The 17,547-nt window shown below is 65.1% G+C and carries 15 protein-coding genes; 6 read left to right on the plus strand and 9 right to left on the minus strand.

From position 1 onward, the window contains the following. The first annotated feature begins 10 nt into the window (after positions 1-10). Complete coding sequence (gene tsaD / locus AC1DOX_RS22645) at positions 11-1,039, plus strand: tRNA (adenosine(37)-N6)-threonylcarbamoyltransferase complex transferase subunit TsaD (RefSeq protein ID WP_441617370.1); 1,029 nt, start codon at positions 11-13, stop codon at positions 1,037-1,039. 223 nt (positions 1,040-1,262) lie between these two features. On the opposite strand, the gene folE2 is transcribed toward tsaD, so the two are convergent. The 4 genes from folE2 to AC1DOX_RS22665 form a co-directional block, all read right to left on the minus strand. Beyond that, positions 1,263-2,090: a GTP cyclohydrolase FolE2 gene (gene folE2, locus AC1DOX_RS22650; RefSeq protein ID WP_441617368.1), complete on the minus strand. Its 828-nt coding sequence runs from the start codon at positions 2,088-2,090 to the stop codon at positions 1,263-1,265. Between the two features lie 321 nt (positions 2,091-2,411). Next, complete coding sequence (dxs, locus tag AC1DOX_RS22655; RefSeq protein ID WP_441617366.1) at positions 2,412-4,328, minus strand: 1-deoxy-D-xylulose-5-phosphate synthase; 1,917 nt, start codon at positions 4,326-4,328, stop codon at positions 2,412-2,414. Positions 4,329-4,373: 45 nt separating this feature from the next. Next, positions 4,374-5,258, minus strand: a complete 885-nt coding sequence (locus AC1DOX_RS22660; RefSeq protein WP_441617364.1) for a polyprenyl synthetase family protein — start codon at positions 5,256-5,258, stop codon at positions 4,374-4,376. Beyond that, a complete protein-coding gene (locus AC1DOX_RS22665) occupies positions 5,255-5,557 on the minus strand; it encodes an exodeoxyribonuclease VII small subunit (RefSeq protein WP_441617362.1) in 303 nt (100 codons plus the stop codon). The genes AC1DOX_RS22660 and AC1DOX_RS22665 overlap by 4 nt, the downstream gene beginning before the upstream one ends. Positions 5,558-6,056: 499 nt before the next feature. Here AC1DOX_RS22665 and AC1DOX_RS22670 point away from each other — a divergent pair, with 499 nt between their 5' ends. The 3 genes from AC1DOX_RS22670 to AC1DOX_RS22680 all read left to right on the plus strand — a co-directional run bounded on the left by AC1DOX_RS22670 (position 6,057) and on the right by AC1DOX_RS22680 (position 9,221). Next, on the plus strand, positions 6,057-7,160 hold the full coding sequence (locus AC1DOX_RS22670; RefSeq protein WP_092134740.1) for an aromatic ring-hydroxylating oxygenase subunit alpha: 1,104 nt from the start codon (positions 6,057-6,059) through the stop codon (positions 7,158-7,160). Positions 7,161-7,398: 238 nt separating this feature from the next. Continuing rightward, a complete protein-coding gene (locus tag AC1DOX_RS22675; RefSeq protein WP_092134741.1) occupies positions 7,399-8,319 on the plus strand; it encodes a DMT family transporter in 921 nt (306 codons plus the stop codon). Between the two features lie 44 nt (positions 8,320-8,363). Beyond that, positions 8,364-9,221, plus strand: a complete 858-nt coding sequence (locus AC1DOX_RS22680; protein ID WP_441617359.1) for a sulfurtransferase — start codon at positions 8,364-8,366, stop codon at positions 9,219-9,221. Positions 9,222-9,236: 15 nt separating this feature from the next. Here AC1DOX_RS22680 and AC1DOX_RS22685 read toward each other — a convergent pair whose 3' ends face one another. From AC1DOX_RS22685 to polA, 5 genes are all read right to left on the minus strand, one after another. Next, complete coding sequence (locus AC1DOX_RS22685; RefSeq protein WP_441617518.1) at positions 9,237-10,058, minus strand: ZIP family metal transporter; 822 nt, start codon at positions 10,056-10,058, stop codon at positions 9,237-9,239. 206 nt (positions 10,059-10,264) lie between these two features. Then, complete coding sequence (locus tag AC1DOX_RS22690; RefSeq protein ID WP_441617357.1) at positions 10,265-11,161, minus strand: dienelactone hydrolase family protein; 897 nt, start codon at positions 11,159-11,161, stop codon at positions 10,265-10,267. A 143-nt stretch (positions 11,162-11,304) separates the two neighbouring features. Further along, positions 11,305-12,696, minus strand: coding sequence for an NAD(P)/FAD-dependent oxidoreductase (locus tag AC1DOX_RS22695; RefSeq protein WP_441617355.1), 1,392 nt, complete (start codon positions 12,694-12,696; stop codon positions 11,305-11,307). Between the two features lie 155 nt (positions 12,697-12,851). Then, positions 12,852-13,082, minus strand: coding sequence for a hypothetical protein (locus AC1DOX_RS22700; protein WP_441617353.1), 231 nt, complete (start codon positions 13,080-13,082; stop codon positions 12,852-12,854). A gap of 42 nt (positions 13,083-13,124) precedes the next feature. After that, a complete protein-coding gene (gene polA / locus AC1DOX_RS22705) occupies positions 13,125-15,947 on the minus strand; it encodes a DNA polymerase I (protein ID WP_441617351.1) in 2,823 nt (940 codons plus the stop codon). 4 nt (positions 15,948-15,951) lie between these two features. Between polA and AC1DOX_RS22710 the strand changes: the two genes are divergently transcribed. Beyond that, the gene (locus AC1DOX_RS22710) at positions 15,952-16,899 is read left to right on the plus strand and encodes an LOG family protein (protein WP_176860867.1); all 948 of its coding nucleotides are present in this window, start codon (positions 15,952-15,954) and stop codon (positions 16,897-16,899) included. Positions 16,900-17,091: 192 nt separating this feature from the next. Further along, positions 17,092-17,511 (plus strand): DUF2782 domain-containing protein, encoded by a 420-nt coding sequence (locus AC1DOX_RS22715; RefSeq protein WP_441617349.1) that lies wholly within the window; start codon positions 17,092-17,094, stop codon positions 17,509-17,511. The last annotated feature ends 36 nt before the right edge of the window (positions 17,512-17,547 follow it).

The following is a 17,547-nucleotide window of genomic DNA, read 5'->3' on the forward strand; positions in this document are numbered from 1 at the left end:
CATTTTCCCCATGCTCGTCCTTGGTATCGAATCCTCCTGCGATGAAACCGGGCTGGCCCTCTATGACACCGAGGCCGGCCTGCTTGCGCACGCGTTGCACTCGCAAATCGCCATGCACCGCGACTACGGCGGCGTGGTACCCGAACTCGCCTCGCGCGACCACATTCGCCGCGTGCTGCCGTTGCTGCAGCAGGTGCTGGACGAAGCGCAGCGCACGCGCGATGACATTGACGCCATCGCCTACACGCAGGGCCCCGGCCTGGCCGGCGCGCTGCTAGTGGGCGCATCGGTGGCCAACGCACTGGGCTTCGCGCTCGATGTGCCGATGGTCGGCGTGCACCACCTGGAAGGTCACCTGCTCTCGCCGCTGCTGACCGATGCACCGCCGCCATTTCCATTCGTGGCGCTGCTGGTCTCCGGTGGCCATACCCAGTTGATGGAAGTGAAAGGCATCGGCGACTATCAGTTGCTGGGCGAAACGCTCGATGACGCCGCGGGTGAGGCCTTCGACAAGACCGCCAAGCTGCTCGGCCTCGGCTACCCGGGCGGGCCGGAAGTCTCGCGGCTGGCGGAGTTCGGCACGCCCGGCGCATTCACGTTGCCGCGTCCCATGCTGCATTCGGGCAATCTCGATTTCTCGTTCGCAGGACTGAAGACCGCCGTGCTGACGCAGACGCGCAAACTGGCCAACACCTGCGAGCAGGATCGCGCCAACCTGGCCCGGTCCTTTGTCGATGCCATCGTCGACGTGCTTGCGGCCAAGTCGTTTAACGCCCTCAAGCAGACCGGCCACAAGCGGCTGGTCGTGGCGGGTGGCGTGGGGGCCAACCGGCAGTTGCGCGAACGACTCGACGAGATGGGCAAGCGTCGCCAGGTCGAGGTGTTCTACCCCGACCTGGCCTTCTGCACCGACAACGGCGCAATGATCGCTTTTGCCGGCGCGATGCGACTCCAGGCCGCACCGCAACTGGCACAGCGCGGCTACGACTACGGCGTGACGCCACGCTGGGACCTGGCCGACATCCGGCTGCCGGCATAAGCGCCGTCACCCATCGGGTGACAATGCATCGAAAACAGACCCCACGCCTCATCCGCGTGGGGTTTTGTTTTTTTGCCGCGTTCAATCCTGAAGCCGGGACGATGCAGGTCTGAGTTCCGGCGGAGGCATCACGCGAGCCGCCGTCCAATGCAATCGGGGGCAGTCGTCGTGACTGCCCCCGATGGGTCCCACCTGTCCAACGTGTCGCTGCAGAGGTTGGCTGTTACAGCGACGGCTCCGTCGCGCGCTTGTCGCGCTCAATCACCGCATAGGCGCTGTGGTTGTGGATCGACTCGAAGTTCTCCGCTTCCAGCGTGTACGCCACGATCCGGTCGTCGGCATTCAGGCGCACGGCGATATCGCGCACCAGATCTTCCACAAACTTCGGGTTCTCATAGGCACGCTCGGTGACGAACTTCTCGTCCGGCCGCTTGAGCAGGCCCCACAGTTCGCACGACGCTTCTTCCTCCGCCATGCGCACCAGCGTCTCCACGCTCATGTCGCCGCCGCGGTCGCCCGCCAGTTCCACCCGCATCGTAATGTGCGAGCGCTGGTTGTGCGCACCGTATTGCGAGATCTTCTTGGAGCACGGGCACAGGCTCGTCACCGGCACCAGCGCGGTCAGGAACACGCGCGTCTCGCCATCGCGTACTTCACCGGCCAGCGTCACCTCGTAGTCCATCAGCGATTGCACGCCCGACACCGGCGCAGTCTTGGAGATGAAATACGGGAACGTAACCTCGATGCGGCCGGCATCGGCTTCCAGCTTCAGCAGCATGCCGTCCAGCAGCGCGCGGAACGCGTCCACGTCCAGCGGGGCCTGGTTTTCCTCCAGCAGGGCCACGAAGCGCGACATATGCGTGCCCTTCTGATCCGCCGGCAGGCGTACGTCCAGGTTGAACGTGCCGACCGTCGCCACTACACCGGCCGGCGTCTTCAGCGTGAGCGGGTAGCGCACGCCCTTCACGCCCACGCGCTGGATCACGATCTGGCGGGTATCCACGCTCGACTGGACGTCGGGCATGACAAAGGCGGGATTGATGTCATTCATCTACGGTTTCCTCCAGGACGTCGGCAGGGGGTGTCGGCCATCCTTACGGTCGCGGCGTTTTCGCAGGACTTATCCACGCCGCGCAACGAGTGTGAAACGACGGGTCCCGGCAGTAAAGGGCCGGCCCGCAGCTGCGAACACGAAAAATGAAAGGGCGATTTTAGCGGGAATTGGATAACCCTGTCGCAATGCGGCCCAAATCCGCATGATCCGTGCGGATGCCCGCGAGCTGACGCGGAAGATCACCATTTCCAGGCCCCACAAAGCAAACCGGCGCGGGATTGCCGCGCCGGTTTGGCCTGGTTCAGCGGGACAGCGACGTCAGGCGACGCGCGTGGCCACCTTGACCGGTTGTGCCGAGATCGAAAAGCGCTCGCGCACCGATTGCTCGATGCCGGCGGCGTCGAGCCCGCACTGCGACAGCAGGAAGGCGGGATCACCGTGGTCGATGAACTTGTCGGGAAGGCCAAGCACCAGCACGGGAATGTCGATGCCGGCTTCGGACAGCGCTTCCAGCACGGCACTGCCAGCGCCGCCCATCACGCTGCCCTCTTCCACCGTGACCAGGTAGTCATGGCTGGCGGCCAGTTGCTTCACCAGCTCCACGTCCAGCGGCTTGACGAAGCGCATGTTGGCGACCGTGGCGTCCAGCACCTCGGCCGCGCCCAGTGCCGGGTGCAGCATCGAACCGAAGGCCAGGAAGGCCACGCGCTGGCCGGGGCGGGCATTGCCTTCGCGGCGCACTTCGCCCTTGCCCAACGGCAGCCCGGTCAGCTCGGCCTGCGTGGCCACGCCGACGCCTGCGCCGCGCGGATAACGCACGGCCGTCGGGCAGTCCTGCTGGTACGCGGTGGTCAGCAACTGGCGGCATTCGTTTTCGTCCGCCGGCGTCATCACCATCATGTTGGGGATGCAGCGCAGGAAGGCGATGTCATACGCGCCCGCGTGCGTGGCACCGTCGGCGCCAACCAGGCCGGCGCGATCCAGCGCGAACACTACCGGCAGGTTCTGCAACGCCACGTCATGGATCAGCTGGTCATAGCCGCGCTGCAGGAACGTGGAATAGATCGCCACGACCGGCTTCAGGCCTTCGCAGGCCAGGCCGCCGGCAAACGTCACGGCGTGCTGCTCGGCGATGCCGACGTCGTAATAGCGCTCCGGGAAACGCCGCTCGAACTCCACCATGCCCGAGCCCTCGCGCATGGCCGGCGTCACGCCGACCAGTCGCTTGTCTGCCGCGGCCATGTCGCACAGCCAGTCGCCAAACACTTGCGTGTAGGTCTTGCGCGACGGCTTGCCCGACGGGCGGATGCCTTCGGCCGGGTTGAACTTGCCCGGGCCGTGATAGAGGATCGGGTCGGCCTCGGCCAGCTTGTAGCCCTGGCCCTTCTTGGTCACCACGTGCAGGAACTGCGGGCCGTGGCCTTCCAGCGCGCGCTGGCGGATGTTCTGCAGCGTCGGCACCAGCGAATCGAGGTCATGGCCATCGATCGGACCGATGTAGTCGAAACCGAATTCCTCGAACAGCGTGGCCGGCACGACCATGCCCTTGGCATGTTCTTCCAGCCGCTTGGCAAACTCCAGCACCGGCGGCGCCACCGACAACACACGCTCGATGCCCTTCTTGGTGGCCGCGTAGAACTGGCCGGACAGCAGGCGGGCCAGGTGGCGGTTCAGCATGCCCACCGGCGGCGAGATCGACATGTCGTTGTCGTTGAGCACCACCAGCAGCGGCAGGTCCTTGTAGACGCCTGCATTGTTCATGGCTTCGAAGGCCATGCCGGCGGTCATCGCGCCGTCGCCGATCACGGCGATGCCCACGCGCTTCTCGCCCTTGGTGCGCGCGCCCAGCGCCATGCCCAGCGCGGCGGAGATCGACGTCGACGAGTGCGCGGTGCCGAAGGTGTCGTACTCGCTTTCCGCGCGGCGCGGGAACCCCGAGATACCGCCGTACTGGCGCAGCGTGGACATGCGGTCGCGGCGGCCGGTCAGGATCTTGTGGGGATAGCTCTGGTGGCCCACGTCCCAGACCACGCGGTCAGCCGGCGTGTCGAAGACGTAGTGCAGCGCAATGGTCAGCTCCACCGTACCGAGGTTGGACGACAGGTGCCCGCCGGTCTGGGAGACCGATTCCAGCACATAGGCGCGGAGTTCTTCGGCCAGCGTATTGAGCTGGCGCCGATCCAGCTTGCGCAGGTCCGCGGGGTCGTCGATTTTATTGAGCAGCGTGTAGGTCATGGTGTCCGTTCGGCCGCCGGATTCTTTGCGTCCGGCTTTTTCAGTTCAGTTTGAGCGCAGCACGATCAGGTCGGCCAGTTCGGCCAGCCGGTGTGCCCGCGCGCCGAATCCCGCCAGCGCCTCGTGGGCGTCGGTGCGCAGCTGGGCGGCCAGTGCGCGTGCGGCATCCAGTCCCATCAGGGACACGTAGGTCGGCTTGTCATTGGCGGCATCCTTGCCGGCGGTCTTGCCGAGTGTCGCCGTATCCGCGGTGACGTCGAGAATATCGTCAACCACCTGGAACGCCAATCCCACGGCCGCAGCATAGCGGTCCAGCGCGGCCAGTCCAACCGAATCGACGTTTCCACACAACGCCCCCATGCGCACGCTCGCGCGCAACAGGGCGCCGGTCTTCATCCGGTGCATGGCCTCCAGCGCGTCGCGCGACATGGCCAGGCCCACGTTCTGCAGGTCGATGGCCTGGCCGCCGGCCATGCCGACCGAGCCCGATGCCACCGCCAGTTCCGCCACCAGCTTGAGTCGCGCCTCGGGGGCGACAGCCGGGGTCTGGGCCAGCAGGATGAACGCCTGCGTCTGCAGTGCGTCGCCCACCAGCAGTGCGGTGGCCTCGTCATAGGCCTTGTGGACCGTGGGACGCCCGCGGCGCAGGTCGTCGTCGTCCATGCAGGGCATGTCGTCGTGGACCAGCGAATAGGCGTGGATCATTTCCACGGCACACGCGGCCGCATCGCAGGCCTCGGGTGTTGCATCAGCCACCTCGCCGGCCGCGTGGACCAGAAGCGGGCGAACCCGCTTGCCACCGCCGAGGACAGCATAGCGCATGGCTTCATGCAAGGTGTGTGGAATTGTGTCAGGGGACGGTAGTGCCGCGTCCAGGGCGGCCTCGGTCCGGGCGCCCTGCGCCCGCATCCAGGTAGCGAAATCGCTCATTCGAAATCTGCGCCGTTGCTGTTGTTATCTGTGCGTGACTCGCCAGCCAGTGGCTTGAGCGTGTCACCTTCCAGTACCTTGACCTGCTGCGCGACCCGCTCGAGGCTTTGCTGGCAATAGCGCACCAGTTCGGCGCCGCGGCGGTAGGCGGTGAGGGACGCCTCCAGCGGCAGTTCGCCACTCTCCATGCTCGCCACCAGCGTCTCCAGCTCGGCCATTGCGGCCTCGTAGGATGCCGGCGGCACGCTGGCTGCCGGCAATTCTTCAGGCTGGACCGGGGCGGTCGTCGTTTTTGGCATGTCAGGCCTTGATCAGGGGAAGCCGGGATTTTACGCCAAACCCGGACTTACCCGCAGATATGCATTGGCCAACCTGTGTCATCCCTCGGCCAGGCCTTTCGCGGGCGGGTCCCAAAGTGGAAGTGACGTGTGCGCCCGGGTCGTCATTCCGAATGCGCTCCAAAGGGCACCTCCATGACGACCCGGGTCGACTTTTACGCTAAAAAGGCAAAAAAATCAGACCCTTAAGTTTTGGCCTCGGGTACAATCCCCGGCTCGTCAGCGAGTTGGCGCCGACCGTGCCCGCATCGCCGCCCGGACCGCCATTGCCGTGCAAAAATGCCGGTTTTCGCGTCCCGTCGACCGGCCGTTGTGTACCGTCTCCGCCCTCCGCGCGTGCCGGCCAATGCCGCAGGAAACCGGACCACGCTCCACTCGTCTGACAGGGTTTCCCAAATCGATTTCATATTTCGATGGTTGGGTTGTTCACTGCTTTCGCCTGTCATAGGGAGTGGGGATAATGTCCAATCTCAGCACCGCGCTCAAGCTGGCGCCGGCTGATTCGCAGTTGCCTGTGGATGTCTACTTTGACGAGGCGCTGCATCAACAAGAACTGGAACTGCTGTTCAGGAAAGGCCCGGGGTACGTCGGTCACGAACTGATGATCCCGGAGACGGGCGATTTCCATACGCTCGCCGCCGAAGACGAAGGCCGCATGCTGGTCCGCAACCCCGCGGGCATCGAGCTGCTGTCCAATGTGTGCCGCCACCGCCAGGCCATCATGCTCAACGGCCGCGGCAACGCCAAGAACATCGTCTGCCCCCTGCACCGCTGGACCTACGACCTCAAGGGTGAACTGCTCGGCGCGCCGCATTTCGCGGAGCAACCGTGCGTCCACCTGAATCGCTCGCCGCTGCAGAACTGGAACGGCCTGCTGTTCGAAGGTGCGCGCGACGTGCGCGAGGACCTGGCCCGCCTAGGCGTGGCCGGGGATCTGAAGTTCGACGGCTACATGCTCGACCACGTGGAAGTCCACGAGTGCGACTACAACTGGAAGACCTTCATCGAGGTCTACCTGGAGGACTACCACGTCGTGCCGTTCCACCCGGGCCTGGGCAGTTTCGTCTCCTGTGACGACCTGAACTGGGAGTTCGGCGACTGGCATAGCGTGCAGACCGTGGGCCTGCATGCCGGGCTCAAGCGGCCGGGCAGCCCGACGTACCAGAAGTGGCACGACGCGGTGTTGCGGTTCAACAACGGCACGCTGCCCAAGCACGGCGCGATCTGGCTGACCTACTACCCGAACATCATGGTGGAGTGGTATCCGAACGTGCTGGTCGTCTCGACGCTGCATCCGCTCGGCCCGCGCAAGACCCGCAACGTGGTGGAGTTCTACTACCCCGAGGAAATAGCGTTGTTCGAGCGCGAATTCGTCGAGGCCGAGCGCGCCGCCTACATGGAAACCTGCGTGGAGGACGACGAGATCGCCGAACGCATGGATGCCGGCCGCCTGGCGCTAATGAAACGCGGCGTCAGCGAAACCGGCCCTTACCAGTCCCCAATGGAAGACGGCATGCAGCACTTCCACGAATGGTATCGCCGCACCATGGACTACACGGGCTGAGCGACTGACCGGCTATCGCCCGGTATCTGCCGCCATCCTCCGAAACGGACCGTGAAAATGGTCCGTTTTGCATTGGAGTGGCCATCTACGCACTGTTACAATTGGCCTTCCATCGCCGACCCTTCCCATGGCCGGCGCCCCATTGGTCCGTGGTCCCCCAACCGCAGCGCCCGGCGCATGAAGCCGCGCATGCGCGTCGTACCCGACCCTCGCTTTCGGTTTTCACCTCGCCCTCGCCATGCAATCGCTCTGGATGCTGTTCGCCGCCTTCTCGTTTTCATTGATGGGGGTGGGCGTCAAACTGGCTTCCGAGTTCTACACCACCGGCGAAATCGTCTTCTATCGCAGCCTGATCGGCGTGACCATCATGTGGATCATGCTGGCGTCCCAAGGCATCTCGGTCCGCACGCCACACATGGCGACGCACATCAAGCGCAGTGTGTTCGGCGTAACCGCCCTGCTGCTCTGGTTCACGTCGATCACTCTGCTGCCGCTGGCCACGGCCATGACGCTGAATTACATGTCGCCGGTCTGGATCGCGCTGATCCTCGGCGCCAGTGCCGCACTGGCCGGCACGGCTGGCGCGGCGGACCGCAAGTTGATCGGCGCGATCCTGTTGTCGTTCGCCGGCGTGCTCTGCCTGCTGCAGCCATCAGTCGGCAAGGATCAGCTCACTGGCGGACTGATCGGCCTGATTTCCGGCGTATTCACGGCACTGGCTTATGTCGAAGTGCGCCAACTGGGGCAACTGGGCGAGCCCGAGGGTCGCATCGTGTTCTACTTCTCCGCCGTGGGCATGGTCTGCGGGCTGGCCTGGATGCTGTACACGGGGCCCACCCCGCATACCTGGCACGGTGCCACCCTGCTGCTGGCCATCGGCGTGCTGGCAACGCTGGGCCAGACATCGATGACCCGCGCCTACAAGCGCGGCAACACGCTGCTGACGGCCAACCTGCAGTACGCCGGCATTGTGTTCTCGAGCCTCTGGGGCATCCTGGTCTGGGACGACAAACTCAACTGGATCTCCTGGCTCGGCATGGCGCTGATCATCGCCAGCGGCATCGCCACTACGCTCACGCGCGCGCGCGACACCGACAAGCACCCCACGCCGGCCACGCCGGTGAAGTCCGCGGAGGCGGAAGTGCACCCCGAGGTGTAGCATTTGCGAACCGCGTGGCTATCACTTGCTGACAGGTTCCCTACATGCCGACACCCCTGATTACTTCTGCCGAGCTGGACTCGTTGCGCGCCAAGGGCACGCAGCACATCGTCGTCTTCGACTGTTCTTTCGACCTGGCCAATCCGGCCTCCGGCCGCGAGAGCTACCTCCAGGGCCACCTGCCCGGTGCCCATTACCTCCATCTGGACAACGAGCTGTCCGGCCCGAAGACCGGTGTCAACGGCCGCCATCCGCTGCCGGATGCCGAGATCCTGACCGCGCGACTGCGCGCGCTGGGCGTCAGCGACAACTCGCTGGTCGTCGCCTATGACGCGCAGGGCGGCATGTACGCGGCGCGGCTCTGGTGGTTGATGCGCTGGATCGGCCATGCGGCCGTGACGGTACTCGATGGGGGCAAGAACGCATGGGTGGCGGCGGGCCTGCCGCTGGAACGCGGCGCCACGCCCGACCCGGATACCGCCGGCAACCTGACGCGCAAGACGTCGCTGGTGCGCACGGTCGATGCGGAGTCGCTGGTTGCCAATATCGCCCAGCCGTCCGTGCTGGTGGTCGATGCCCGCGCGGCCGACCGCTTCCGCGGCGAGAACGAAACGCTCGACCCGGTTGGTGGCCATATCCCCGGCGCGGCCAATCGCTTCTTCAAGGACAACCTGTCCCCGGACGGCCACTTCAAGCCGGCCGAGACGCTGCGTGCGGAGTTTGGGAAGTTGTTCGCCGGCAAGGCCCCGGCGGAAACGGTGATGCAGTGTGGATCGGGAGTAACGGCCTGCCACAACCTGCTGGCGCTGGAAGTTGCTGGTCTGCCCGGCGCGGCGCTTTATCCGGGATCGTGGAGCGAGTGGTGCGCCGACCCGAAGCGCCCGGTCGCGACGGGCACCTGATCTGGCAAGGCGGCGTCAGTTCGACGCCGCCGCCGAGCCTGCCTTGGTGTCCACGTCGTGGCGATGGGCGTGCGACTCGTGTACGCCGTTGGTGATGAAGACGATCGCCGCGATGCCGGCCGCTACCAGCACCACCTGCACGGCCGACTCCTTCAGCCGCGGCCTGCGTTGCATCTGCGGCATCAGGTCGCTCACCGCGATATAGACGAAGCTGCTGGACGCAATGACCAGCACATACGGGATCCAGCCGCTCAGCTGATCCAGCAGGAAATACCCCACCACGCCACCAATCACCGCCGCCAGGCTCGACAGCAGGTTGAAGGCGAACGCGCGCGCCTTGGAGAAACCCGCGTTCAGCAGCACGATGAAATCGCCGACTTCCTGGGGAATCTCATGCGCCGCGATTGCCAGCGCAGTGACGATACCGATATGGGGATCAGCCAGGAAAGCCGCGGCGATCACGATGCCGTCGGCGAAGTTGTGGAAGGTGTCGCCCACCAGGATCGTCATGCCGCTGCGGCCGGCTTCCTCGCGGTCATGGCCGTGGTGGTGGTGGTGCCCGTCGCCCTCGTGGTGATGCGAGTGGCGCAGCAGCGAAATCTTTTCCAGCAGGAAGAAACCCAGCAGGCCGGCCAGCAGCGTGCCAAACAAGGCGCGCGGATCGGCGCCGGACTCGAACGCCTCCGGCAGCGAATGCAGCAGCGCCGTGGCCAGCAACACGCCCACCGAGAAGCTCACCATGCGCTCGACCACGCGCGAGGCCACGGTCAGCGAAAGCAGCGCCGCCCCGAGAATGCTGCCGACGCCGGAAATGGTCGCCGCCAGCAGGATGTACAGAAGCGTGGAATGGATAGTGGGCTCCCGAAACCGGCCCGGAGCAGTGCGCGGGAACACAACGCGACATCACGCGGCCGATTAACGCAACATGGTTGCAAAAACTTGAAAGCCGCATTGTACGTACGTCCGCGCCGACTTTGCAATGACCGGCGCGGAACCGGCGGAACGGGCCAGACCCGCTGCCTCAGCCGGGCAGGCCCTGTGCATCAATAATCCGCGCCGGCACTCCCGCCAACCTTGTGTTCCTTGAACCACGCCAGGCATTTCTGCCAGCCATCCTTGGCCGCCGACTCCACATAGCTCGGGCGGTAGTCGGCATGAAAGGCGTGGCCAGCCTCCGGATAGACCACGAAGGTAGACGCCTTGGCATTTGGGTTCGCGGATGCCGCCAACGCCGCCTTCATCGTCCCCACATGCTCCTGCGTAATGCCGGCGTCCTTGCCGCCGTAGAGGCCCAGCACCGGCGCGTGCAGATCGTTGACGATATCCACGGGATTGCGCGGCTTGAGCGCCGTGGGCGCGCCAACCAGCTGGCCATACCAGGCCACGGCGGCCTTCACCCGCTTGCTGTGCGCCGTATAGAGCCACGTGATGCGGCCACCCCAGCAGAAACCGGTGATGCCCAGGCGGTTGAGCTCCCCACCATTGGCGCCGGCCCAGGCGACAGCGGCATCCAGATCCCCCATCACCTGTGCGTCCGGCACCTTGGAAATGATGTTGGCCTGCAGTTCCTGAATGGTGCCGAAGCTGCCCGGATCGCCCTGGCGGGCAAACAGTTCGGGCGCGATGGCCAGAAAGCCCAGTTTGGCAAAGCGGCGGCAAACATCGGCAATGTGCTCGTGCACGCCGAAGATCTCGCTGATGACCAGCACCACCGGGAGATTCTTCTTGCCTTCCGGCTGAGCGCAATAGGCGGGCATATTGAAGCCGCCCGACGGAATCGTGACCTCGCCGGCGGTCAGGCCCTTGAAATTGGTCTTGATGGTTTCCGCGGCCACCGGCAGCGCGGCCGCCGCAAACGCGGAGCCCAGCGCGGTCTTGACGAAACGGCGGCGATCAAATGTCTGGCCGGGAACGAGGCTTTCCACTTCGGGCTTCAGCATGGGGGCGGTCTCCTTGGGTAGCGATGAGTGGCGATGAGTGATGCAAACGCGACTCGTCGATTCTAAGCAAACTTGGCCGACCACGCACAACAGCGTGGCCGACCACCACCCATTTCCAGATCCGGCTCAACTCCCCTGCCCCCTCAGTGCAACTTCACGCGCGGGCTGGTCTTGCTGCGCAGCCAGTGCGTCACCGTGTCCACGCCCATGCCGATGGCACCGTGCAACGCCAGCACGTGCATGCGGTAGAGCGACGTGTACATGAAGCGCGCCATCAGCCCCTCAATGAACATCGATCCGCCGATCAGACCACCCATCAGGCTGCCCACGGCACTGAAGTGGCCCAGCGACACCAGCGAGCCAAAGTCCTTGAAGCCAAACCGTGGCAGCGGCTTGCCGGCCAGCCGGGCGCGGATCGCGTCGTAAAGGAACGTGGCCTGCTGGTGCGCGGCCTGCGCGCGCGGCGGCACGGCGGTCTGCTTTTCCGGCCACGGGCAGCTTGCGCAGTCGCCGAACGCGAAAATGTCCGGATCGGCCTCGCTCTGCAGCGTGGGGCCCACCACGATCTGGCCCATCTTGCTGACCGGCAGACCCAGCGTGCGCAGCACGTCCGGTGCGGTGATGCCCGCGGCCCATACGGTCAGGTCGGCGTCGATGTGCTTGCCACTGGCCGTCAGCACCGCGTCGGAGGTGACTTCCGTCACGCGCTCGGACGTGAACACGTCCACATCGAGCTTGCGCAGCAGCTTGGTGGTCTCCGCCGACACGCGCTCGGACAACGCCGGCAGGATGCGCGGGCCGGCCTCGATCACGTGGATGCGCACATCGCGGCGCGGGTCGAGCTGATGCAGGCCATAGGCATTGAGCACATGCGCGGTATTGCGCAGTTCCGCGGACAGCTCCACGCCCGTCGCACCGGCGCCGATGATCGCCACGTCCACACGCGGCCGGCCATCCTCACCCACGCGTCCACGGCCGTTTTGCGCGCGCACGCAGGCGGCGATCAGCTTGCGGCGGAAGCGCTCGGCCTGGTCGACGGTATCGAGTGCAATCGCATGCTCGGGCGCGCCGGGTACATTGAAGAAGTGCGTGACGCAACCGATGGACAGCACCAGCGTGTCATAGGGCAACTCGCGGGCAGGCAGCAGTTCCGTGCCGTCCAGGTCCACGCAGGCGGCCACCTGGATGACCTTGCGCGTGCGATCGACGCCCGTCAGTTCGCCTTGCTGGAACTCGAAGTAGTGCCAGCGCGCCTGTGCCACGTATTCGAGCTGGTGGGTGTTCGGATCCATGCTGCCGGCTGCCACCTCGTGCAGCAGCGGCTTCCAGATGTGCGTCGGCGAGCGGTCCACCAGGACGACCTGCGCCGCCCCGGACTTGCCGAGCTTGTCGCCGAGCCGGGTCACGAGCTCAAGCCCGCCTGCCCCGCCGCCGACGACGATGATCCGATGGACATCGCGAGGTGTGTCGCGTTGTGTACCGTTGTGTGCCGTGCTCCTGCCCGTGCTTTCCTCTCTGCCGTCTGTGGTGCTCATGGTCTACCCGATGTTTTCAATTTGAAAACCGGAGGCCCCGTCGGCGAGCTTTATGTTGTGGTCTCGCGCCGCGTGGTCATTATTCTGGGCACTGCTGTCGATGGCTCCAGTTTGCTGCAGAGCAGCAGAACTGACAAGCCGTGATGTGAGGGCATTCACCGACCCAGCAGTCGCTTCAATCGATACTCACGCGCAATCGCGATCCATGGAGCATACAGCGCGCCATCCGGCGTGGCAGTACAGCTTGCCGCCTGTGCGTGCAGAAAAAAGTAGTGCTTGCCCAGATCGATGCCGATCAACGTCGCGGTGCCCATGATGATCTCCTGGAAAAAGGAAACAGCCCGATCAGCGTAAGCCGATCGGGCTGTTTCGGTCAGGCTGACCATCTTGTATCTTTCTGCTCACGGACGGCGGTCAACTGGCCGGCTTCAATGCGCCTCTTCCCAGTTGGTCCCGCTGCCGACCTCGGCCACCAGCGGCACGCGCAGGTCCGCCACCGAGCACATCAACTCCGGCAGCCGGGTCTTCACCAGTTCGAGTTCACCTTGCGGCACCTCCAGCACCAGTTCATCGTGCACCTGCATGATTTGCCGCGTGCCAAGCTTGTCGCGCTCCAGCCAGTCCTGCACCGCGATCATCGACAGCTTGATCAGGTCCGCCGCCGTGCCCTGCATCGGCGCATTGATGGCGGCACGCTCCGCCGCCTGGCGGCGCGGGCCGTTGCCGCCGTTGATGTCCGGCAGCCACAGCCGGCGGCCGAACACGGTCTCCACGTAGCCCTGCTCGCGCGCCATCTGGCGCGTCTCTTCCATGTAGTTCGCCACGCCCGGGTACCGCATGAAGTAGCGGTCGATGTAGTGCTTGGCCGCCTCGCGTTCGATGCCGAGGTTGCTGGCCAGGCCGAATGCGCTCATGCCGTAGATCAAGCCGAAGTTGATCACCTTGGCGTAGCGGCGCTGCTCGCTGCTCACCGCCTCGCGCTCCACCCCGAAGATCTCGGACGCCGTGGCACGGTGGATGTCCTCGCCGTTGGCAAACGCGCGCAGCAGGTTTTCATCGCCCGAGATGTGCGCCATGATTCGCAGCTCGATCTGCGAATAGTCCGCCGATACGATCACGTTGCCCGGCGCCGCGATAAAGGCCTCGCGAATGCGACGGCCCTCCTCCGTGCGCACCGGGATGTTCTGCAGGTTGGGCTCGGTCGAGGCAAGGCGGCCGGTCACCGCCGTGGCCTGGCCATAGCTCGTGTGCACACGGCCGGTGCGCGGGTTGACCATCTTCGGCAGCTTGTCCGTGTAGGTGGACTTCAGCTTCGACAAGCCCCGGTAGTCGAGCAGCAGCTTCGGCAGCGGATAGTCCTCCGCCAGCTTCTGCAGCACCTCTTCGTCGGTCGACGGCGCACCGCTGGCAGTCTTCTTGACCACCGGCAGCTTCATCTGGGTGAACAGGATCTCGCCGATCTGCTTCGGCGAGCCCAGGTTGAACGGCTGGCCGGCGGCGTCGTACGCGGCCTTTTCAATCTCCATCATGCGCTGGCCCAGCTCGGCGCTCTGCGCGCCCAGGCGATCGGCATCGATCAGCACGCCGTTGCGCTCGATCTTCTGCAGCACCACGGAGACCGGAATCTCGATCTGCTCGTAGACGTGCTTCAGGCCCTTGGCCGCCTCGAGTTGCGGATACATCTTGCGATGCAGGCGCAGCGTCACGTCGGCATCTTCGGCCGCGTATTCGGTGGCCCGCTGCAGGTCGATCTGGTCGAAGCCGATCTGGCTGGCGCCCTTGCCGCACACTTCTTCGTAGGTGATCGTCTTCAGGTTCAGCAGGCGCTCGGCCAGGCTGTCCATGCCGTGATTGCGATGCGACGCCAGCACGTAGCTTTCCAGCATCGTGTCCTGCGCAATGCCACGCAGCGTAATGCCGTGGTTGGCAAACACATGCGAGTCGTACTTCAGGTGCTGGCCCAGCTTGGGGCGCGACGGATCTTCCAGCCACGCACGCAGGCGCTCCAGCACGAACTCGCGCGACAACTGGCCGTGGTTCTCCATGCCAGCCACGTCCGGGCCACGATGAGCCACCGGGATGTAGGCGGCCTCGCCCGGTTCCACCGACAGCGAGATGCCCACCAGTTGCGCCTGCATCGGATCCAGCGATGTGGTCTCCGTATCGATCGCCACCAGCGGCGCATCGACGATCTTCGCGATCCACGCGTCGAGCGCGAGCTCGGTGAGCACGGTCTCGTAGCGGATCTCGGCCGGTGCGTTGTCGGCGGCAGGCGTCTCGGCCGCAGTGTCGTGCGTGTCGGCCGGGCCATCGAACAATCCGCCTTGCGCGGACGGCGCGGCGCTGGCTTTCGATCGCGCCGCGGCGCGCGGATTGGGCAAGGATTCGCCCGTGGCCTCGCGCAGCCAGGTCTTGAAGCCGTAGCGCGAAAAGAACGCGATCAGCTTCTCGTTGTCCTCGCCGAGTTCGCGCAGCGCGTGGAAGTCCTTGACGGCATCGGTCAGGTCGCAGTCGGTCTTGACGGTCACCAGCTCACGCGCACGCGGCAGCCAGTCAAGCGTATTGCGCAGGTTCTCGCCCACCACCCCCTTGATGCTGGCCGCGCTGGTCATGATGTTGTCGAGCGTGCCGTGCTCCCCCAGCCATTTGACCGCGGTCTTCGGGCCGACCTTGGGCACGCCGGGCACATTGTCCACCGCGTCCCCGATCAGCGAGAGATAGTCGACGATGCGCTCCGGCGGCACGCCGAACTTGGCGACCACGCCGGGCGGATCCAGCACCTCGCCGCTCATCGTGTTGACCAGTGTGACGTGGTCATCGACCAGTTGCGCCAGGTCCTTGTCGCCAGTGGAAACGACCGTGCGCACGCCCTGCGCCGTCGCCTGGCGGGCGAGCGTGCCGATCACGTCATCGGCCTCCACGCCCTCCACCACCACGATCGGCCAGCCCAGCGCGCGCACGGCCTCATGAATCGGCTCGATCTGCCGGGCCAGGTCTTCGGGCATCGACGGGCGATGTTCCTTGTACGCCGGATAAAGGTCGTCGCGGAACGTCTTGCCCTTGGCGTCGAACACGCAGGCGCTATACTCTGCCGGGTAATCGTTGCGCAGCTTGCGCAACATGTTGATCATGCCGTAGATTGCCCCTGTGGGCAGCCCCTCACCATTCCTCAGGTCGGGCAGAGCGTGATACGCGCGATACAGATAGCTCGATCCATCGACGAGCAAGAGTGTTTTTGGACTATCCGACATTCCCATGGACTCAAAATTGACTGGTGCCCCCGCTGGCGGCGCTGCTGCCGGCCCCCTCGCTGATACGGACGTTTCCGACATTTCCGGCGATACCGTGAACCCGCCGCCCGAGCAAGCCTCGGCGCACGCTGCCGCCATCGCCGCAAAAGCCGATGCGGCGGCAGCGGGCAAGAGCCCCGAAGCCCAGGAAGCGGCCGCCGCGGCAGCTGCCGCGCGCGCCAATCCACGCAAGATGATTCCGAGCCTGCGGGCGCTGGCGGACGAAGACCGCGCCACCGCAAAGAAGGCACGTGCCTCGTGGCAAATGTTCACGATTATGGCAGAGTTCATTGAGGCGACCGAGTACCTTTCGGAGATCCGCCCGGCCGTATCGATCTACGGCAGCGCGCGCCTGCGCGAGGATTCGCCGTACTACCAGAAGACCATCGAGATCGCGCGGCTGTTTTCGGACGCCGGCTTCGCGGTGATCTCCGGCGGCGGCCCCGGCATCATGGAAGCGGCCAACAAGGGCGCGCACGCGGGCAAATCCGCCAGCGTGGGCCTTAACATCGAACTGCCGCACGAGCAGCAAGGCAATCCGTACCAGGACATTGCCATGCGCTTTCGCCACTTCTTCACGCGCAAGGTCACCTTCGTCAAGAATTCCGACGCCTTCATCGTCATGCCGGGTGGCTTCGGCACGCTCGACGAGCTGGCCGAGGTGCTGACCCTGGTGCAGACCGGCAAGTCCCGGTCGGTTCCGGTGGTCATGTACGGCAGCCGCTTCTGGAAGGGCCTGCTGGACTGGTTCCGCTTCACGCTGCTGCCAATGGGCCTGATCGCCGAGCACGATCTGGACCTGATGAAGATCGTGGACGAACCGCACGAGGTGCTGGAAGCGGTCTACGACTACTACGAGAAGCGCGGCGGCGACCGCCCGATCCCGCCGAAGGAAGAAATGTTCTATCTGTAAGGCATTGCGCCCCGGCTGGCACCGGGGCTGGCAGCTGTCAAGCGAGGTGCCCCGGGCGCCACGACGGCGGCCCGCGGACGGCAGGAATTGCTAGAATGGAAGCCTGTCTGCACTGCCAGGTCCGGCGCCGCCGGGCCGCAGATTTCAATCCGCGTCGCGGTGCCGTATGCCCCGCACGCACAGGAGCCTCAGATGACCTCCCCTTCGCACCCGGCTGCCATGCCGGCTGATGCCCATCCCGCCGCGGGCGGCCGTGGACATCGGCTGGCACTTGCCGCGACCGTGCTGGCACTGTCCGTGTCCAGCCTGGCGCTGGCCCAAGGCAGCCAGGAAAGCAGCGCGCTGACCCAACAAGAACTGAATCAGATCAATAACCAGCCCATTGCACCGGCGGCCAAAAGCCAGCTGAACCAGCCGCGCGAGCCAAGCTTCGTGCTGCGCGAACGGGACGGGACCCAGGTAACCGAATATCGCAACAAGGGGCAGGCCACCGACATCCAGGTTCGCTCCGGCATGGGCACCAAGTACGAAATGAGCAAGCCGGAAGACAGCTCGCCCAAGATTCGCGACCATGACGTGAATCGTGTGCCGTCCGTCAACCTGAAGTTCTGAGTTGTTCTGATTGTCTTTTCACCCACGATCCGGCCG

Source organism: Cupriavidus sp. 01L415 (assembly GCF_056400065.1).

Coding starts and splice junctions, on each gene's coding strand:
- AC1DOX_RS22690 (WP_441617357.1), bottom strand. CDS start 11,161: ATGCTGAAGCCCGAAGTGGAAAGCCTCGTTCCCGGCCAGACATTTGAT.
- AC1DOX_RS22670 (WP_092134740.1), top strand. CDS start 6,057: ATGTCCAATCTCAGCACCGCGCTCAAGCTGGCGCCGGCTGATTCGCAG.
- polA (WP_441617351.1), bottom strand. CDS start 15,947: ATGTCGGATAGTCCAAAAACACTCTTGCTCGTCGATGGATCGAGCTAT.
- AC1DOX_RS22660 (WP_441617364.1), bottom strand. CDS start 5,258: ATGAGCGATTTCGCTACCTGGATGCGGGCGCAGGGCGCCCGGACCGAG.
- tsaD (WP_441617370.1), top strand. CDS start 11: ATGCTCGTCCTTGGTATCGAATCCTCCTGCGATGAAACCGGGCTGGCC.
- AC1DOX_RS22695 (WP_441617355.1), bottom strand. CDS start 12,696: ATGAGCACCACAGACGGCAGAGAGGAAAGCACGGGCAGGAGCACGGCA.
- AC1DOX_RS22665 (WP_441617362.1), bottom strand. CDS start 5,557: ATGCCAAAAACGACGACCGCCCCGGTCCAGCCTGAAGAATTGCCGGCA.
- AC1DOX_RS22675 (WP_092134741.1), top strand. CDS start 7,399: ATGCAATCGCTCTGGATGCTGTTCGCCGCCTTCTCGTTTTCATTGATG.
- AC1DOX_RS22680 (WP_441617359.1), top strand. CDS start 8,364: ATGCCGACACCCCTGATTACTTCTGCCGAGCTGGACTCGTTGCGCGCC.
- folE2 (WP_441617368.1), bottom strand. CDS start 2,090: ATGAATGACATCAATCCCGCCTTTGTCATGCCCGACGTCCAGTCGAGC.
- AC1DOX_RS22715 (WP_441617349.1), top strand. CDS start 17,092: ATGACCTCCCCTTCGCACCCGGCTGCCATGCCGGCTGATGCCCATCCC.
- AC1DOX_RS22710 (WP_176860867.1), top strand. CDS start 15,952: ATGGACTCAAAATTGACTGGTGCCCCCGCTGGCGGCGCTGCTGCCGGC.
- dxs (WP_441617366.1), bottom strand. CDS start 4,328: ATGACCTACACGCTGCTCAATAAAATCGACGACCCCGCGGACCTGCGC.
- AC1DOX_RS22700 (WP_441617353.1), bottom strand. CDS start 13,082: ATGGTCAGCCTGACCGAAACAGCCCGATCGGCTTACGCTGATCGGGCT.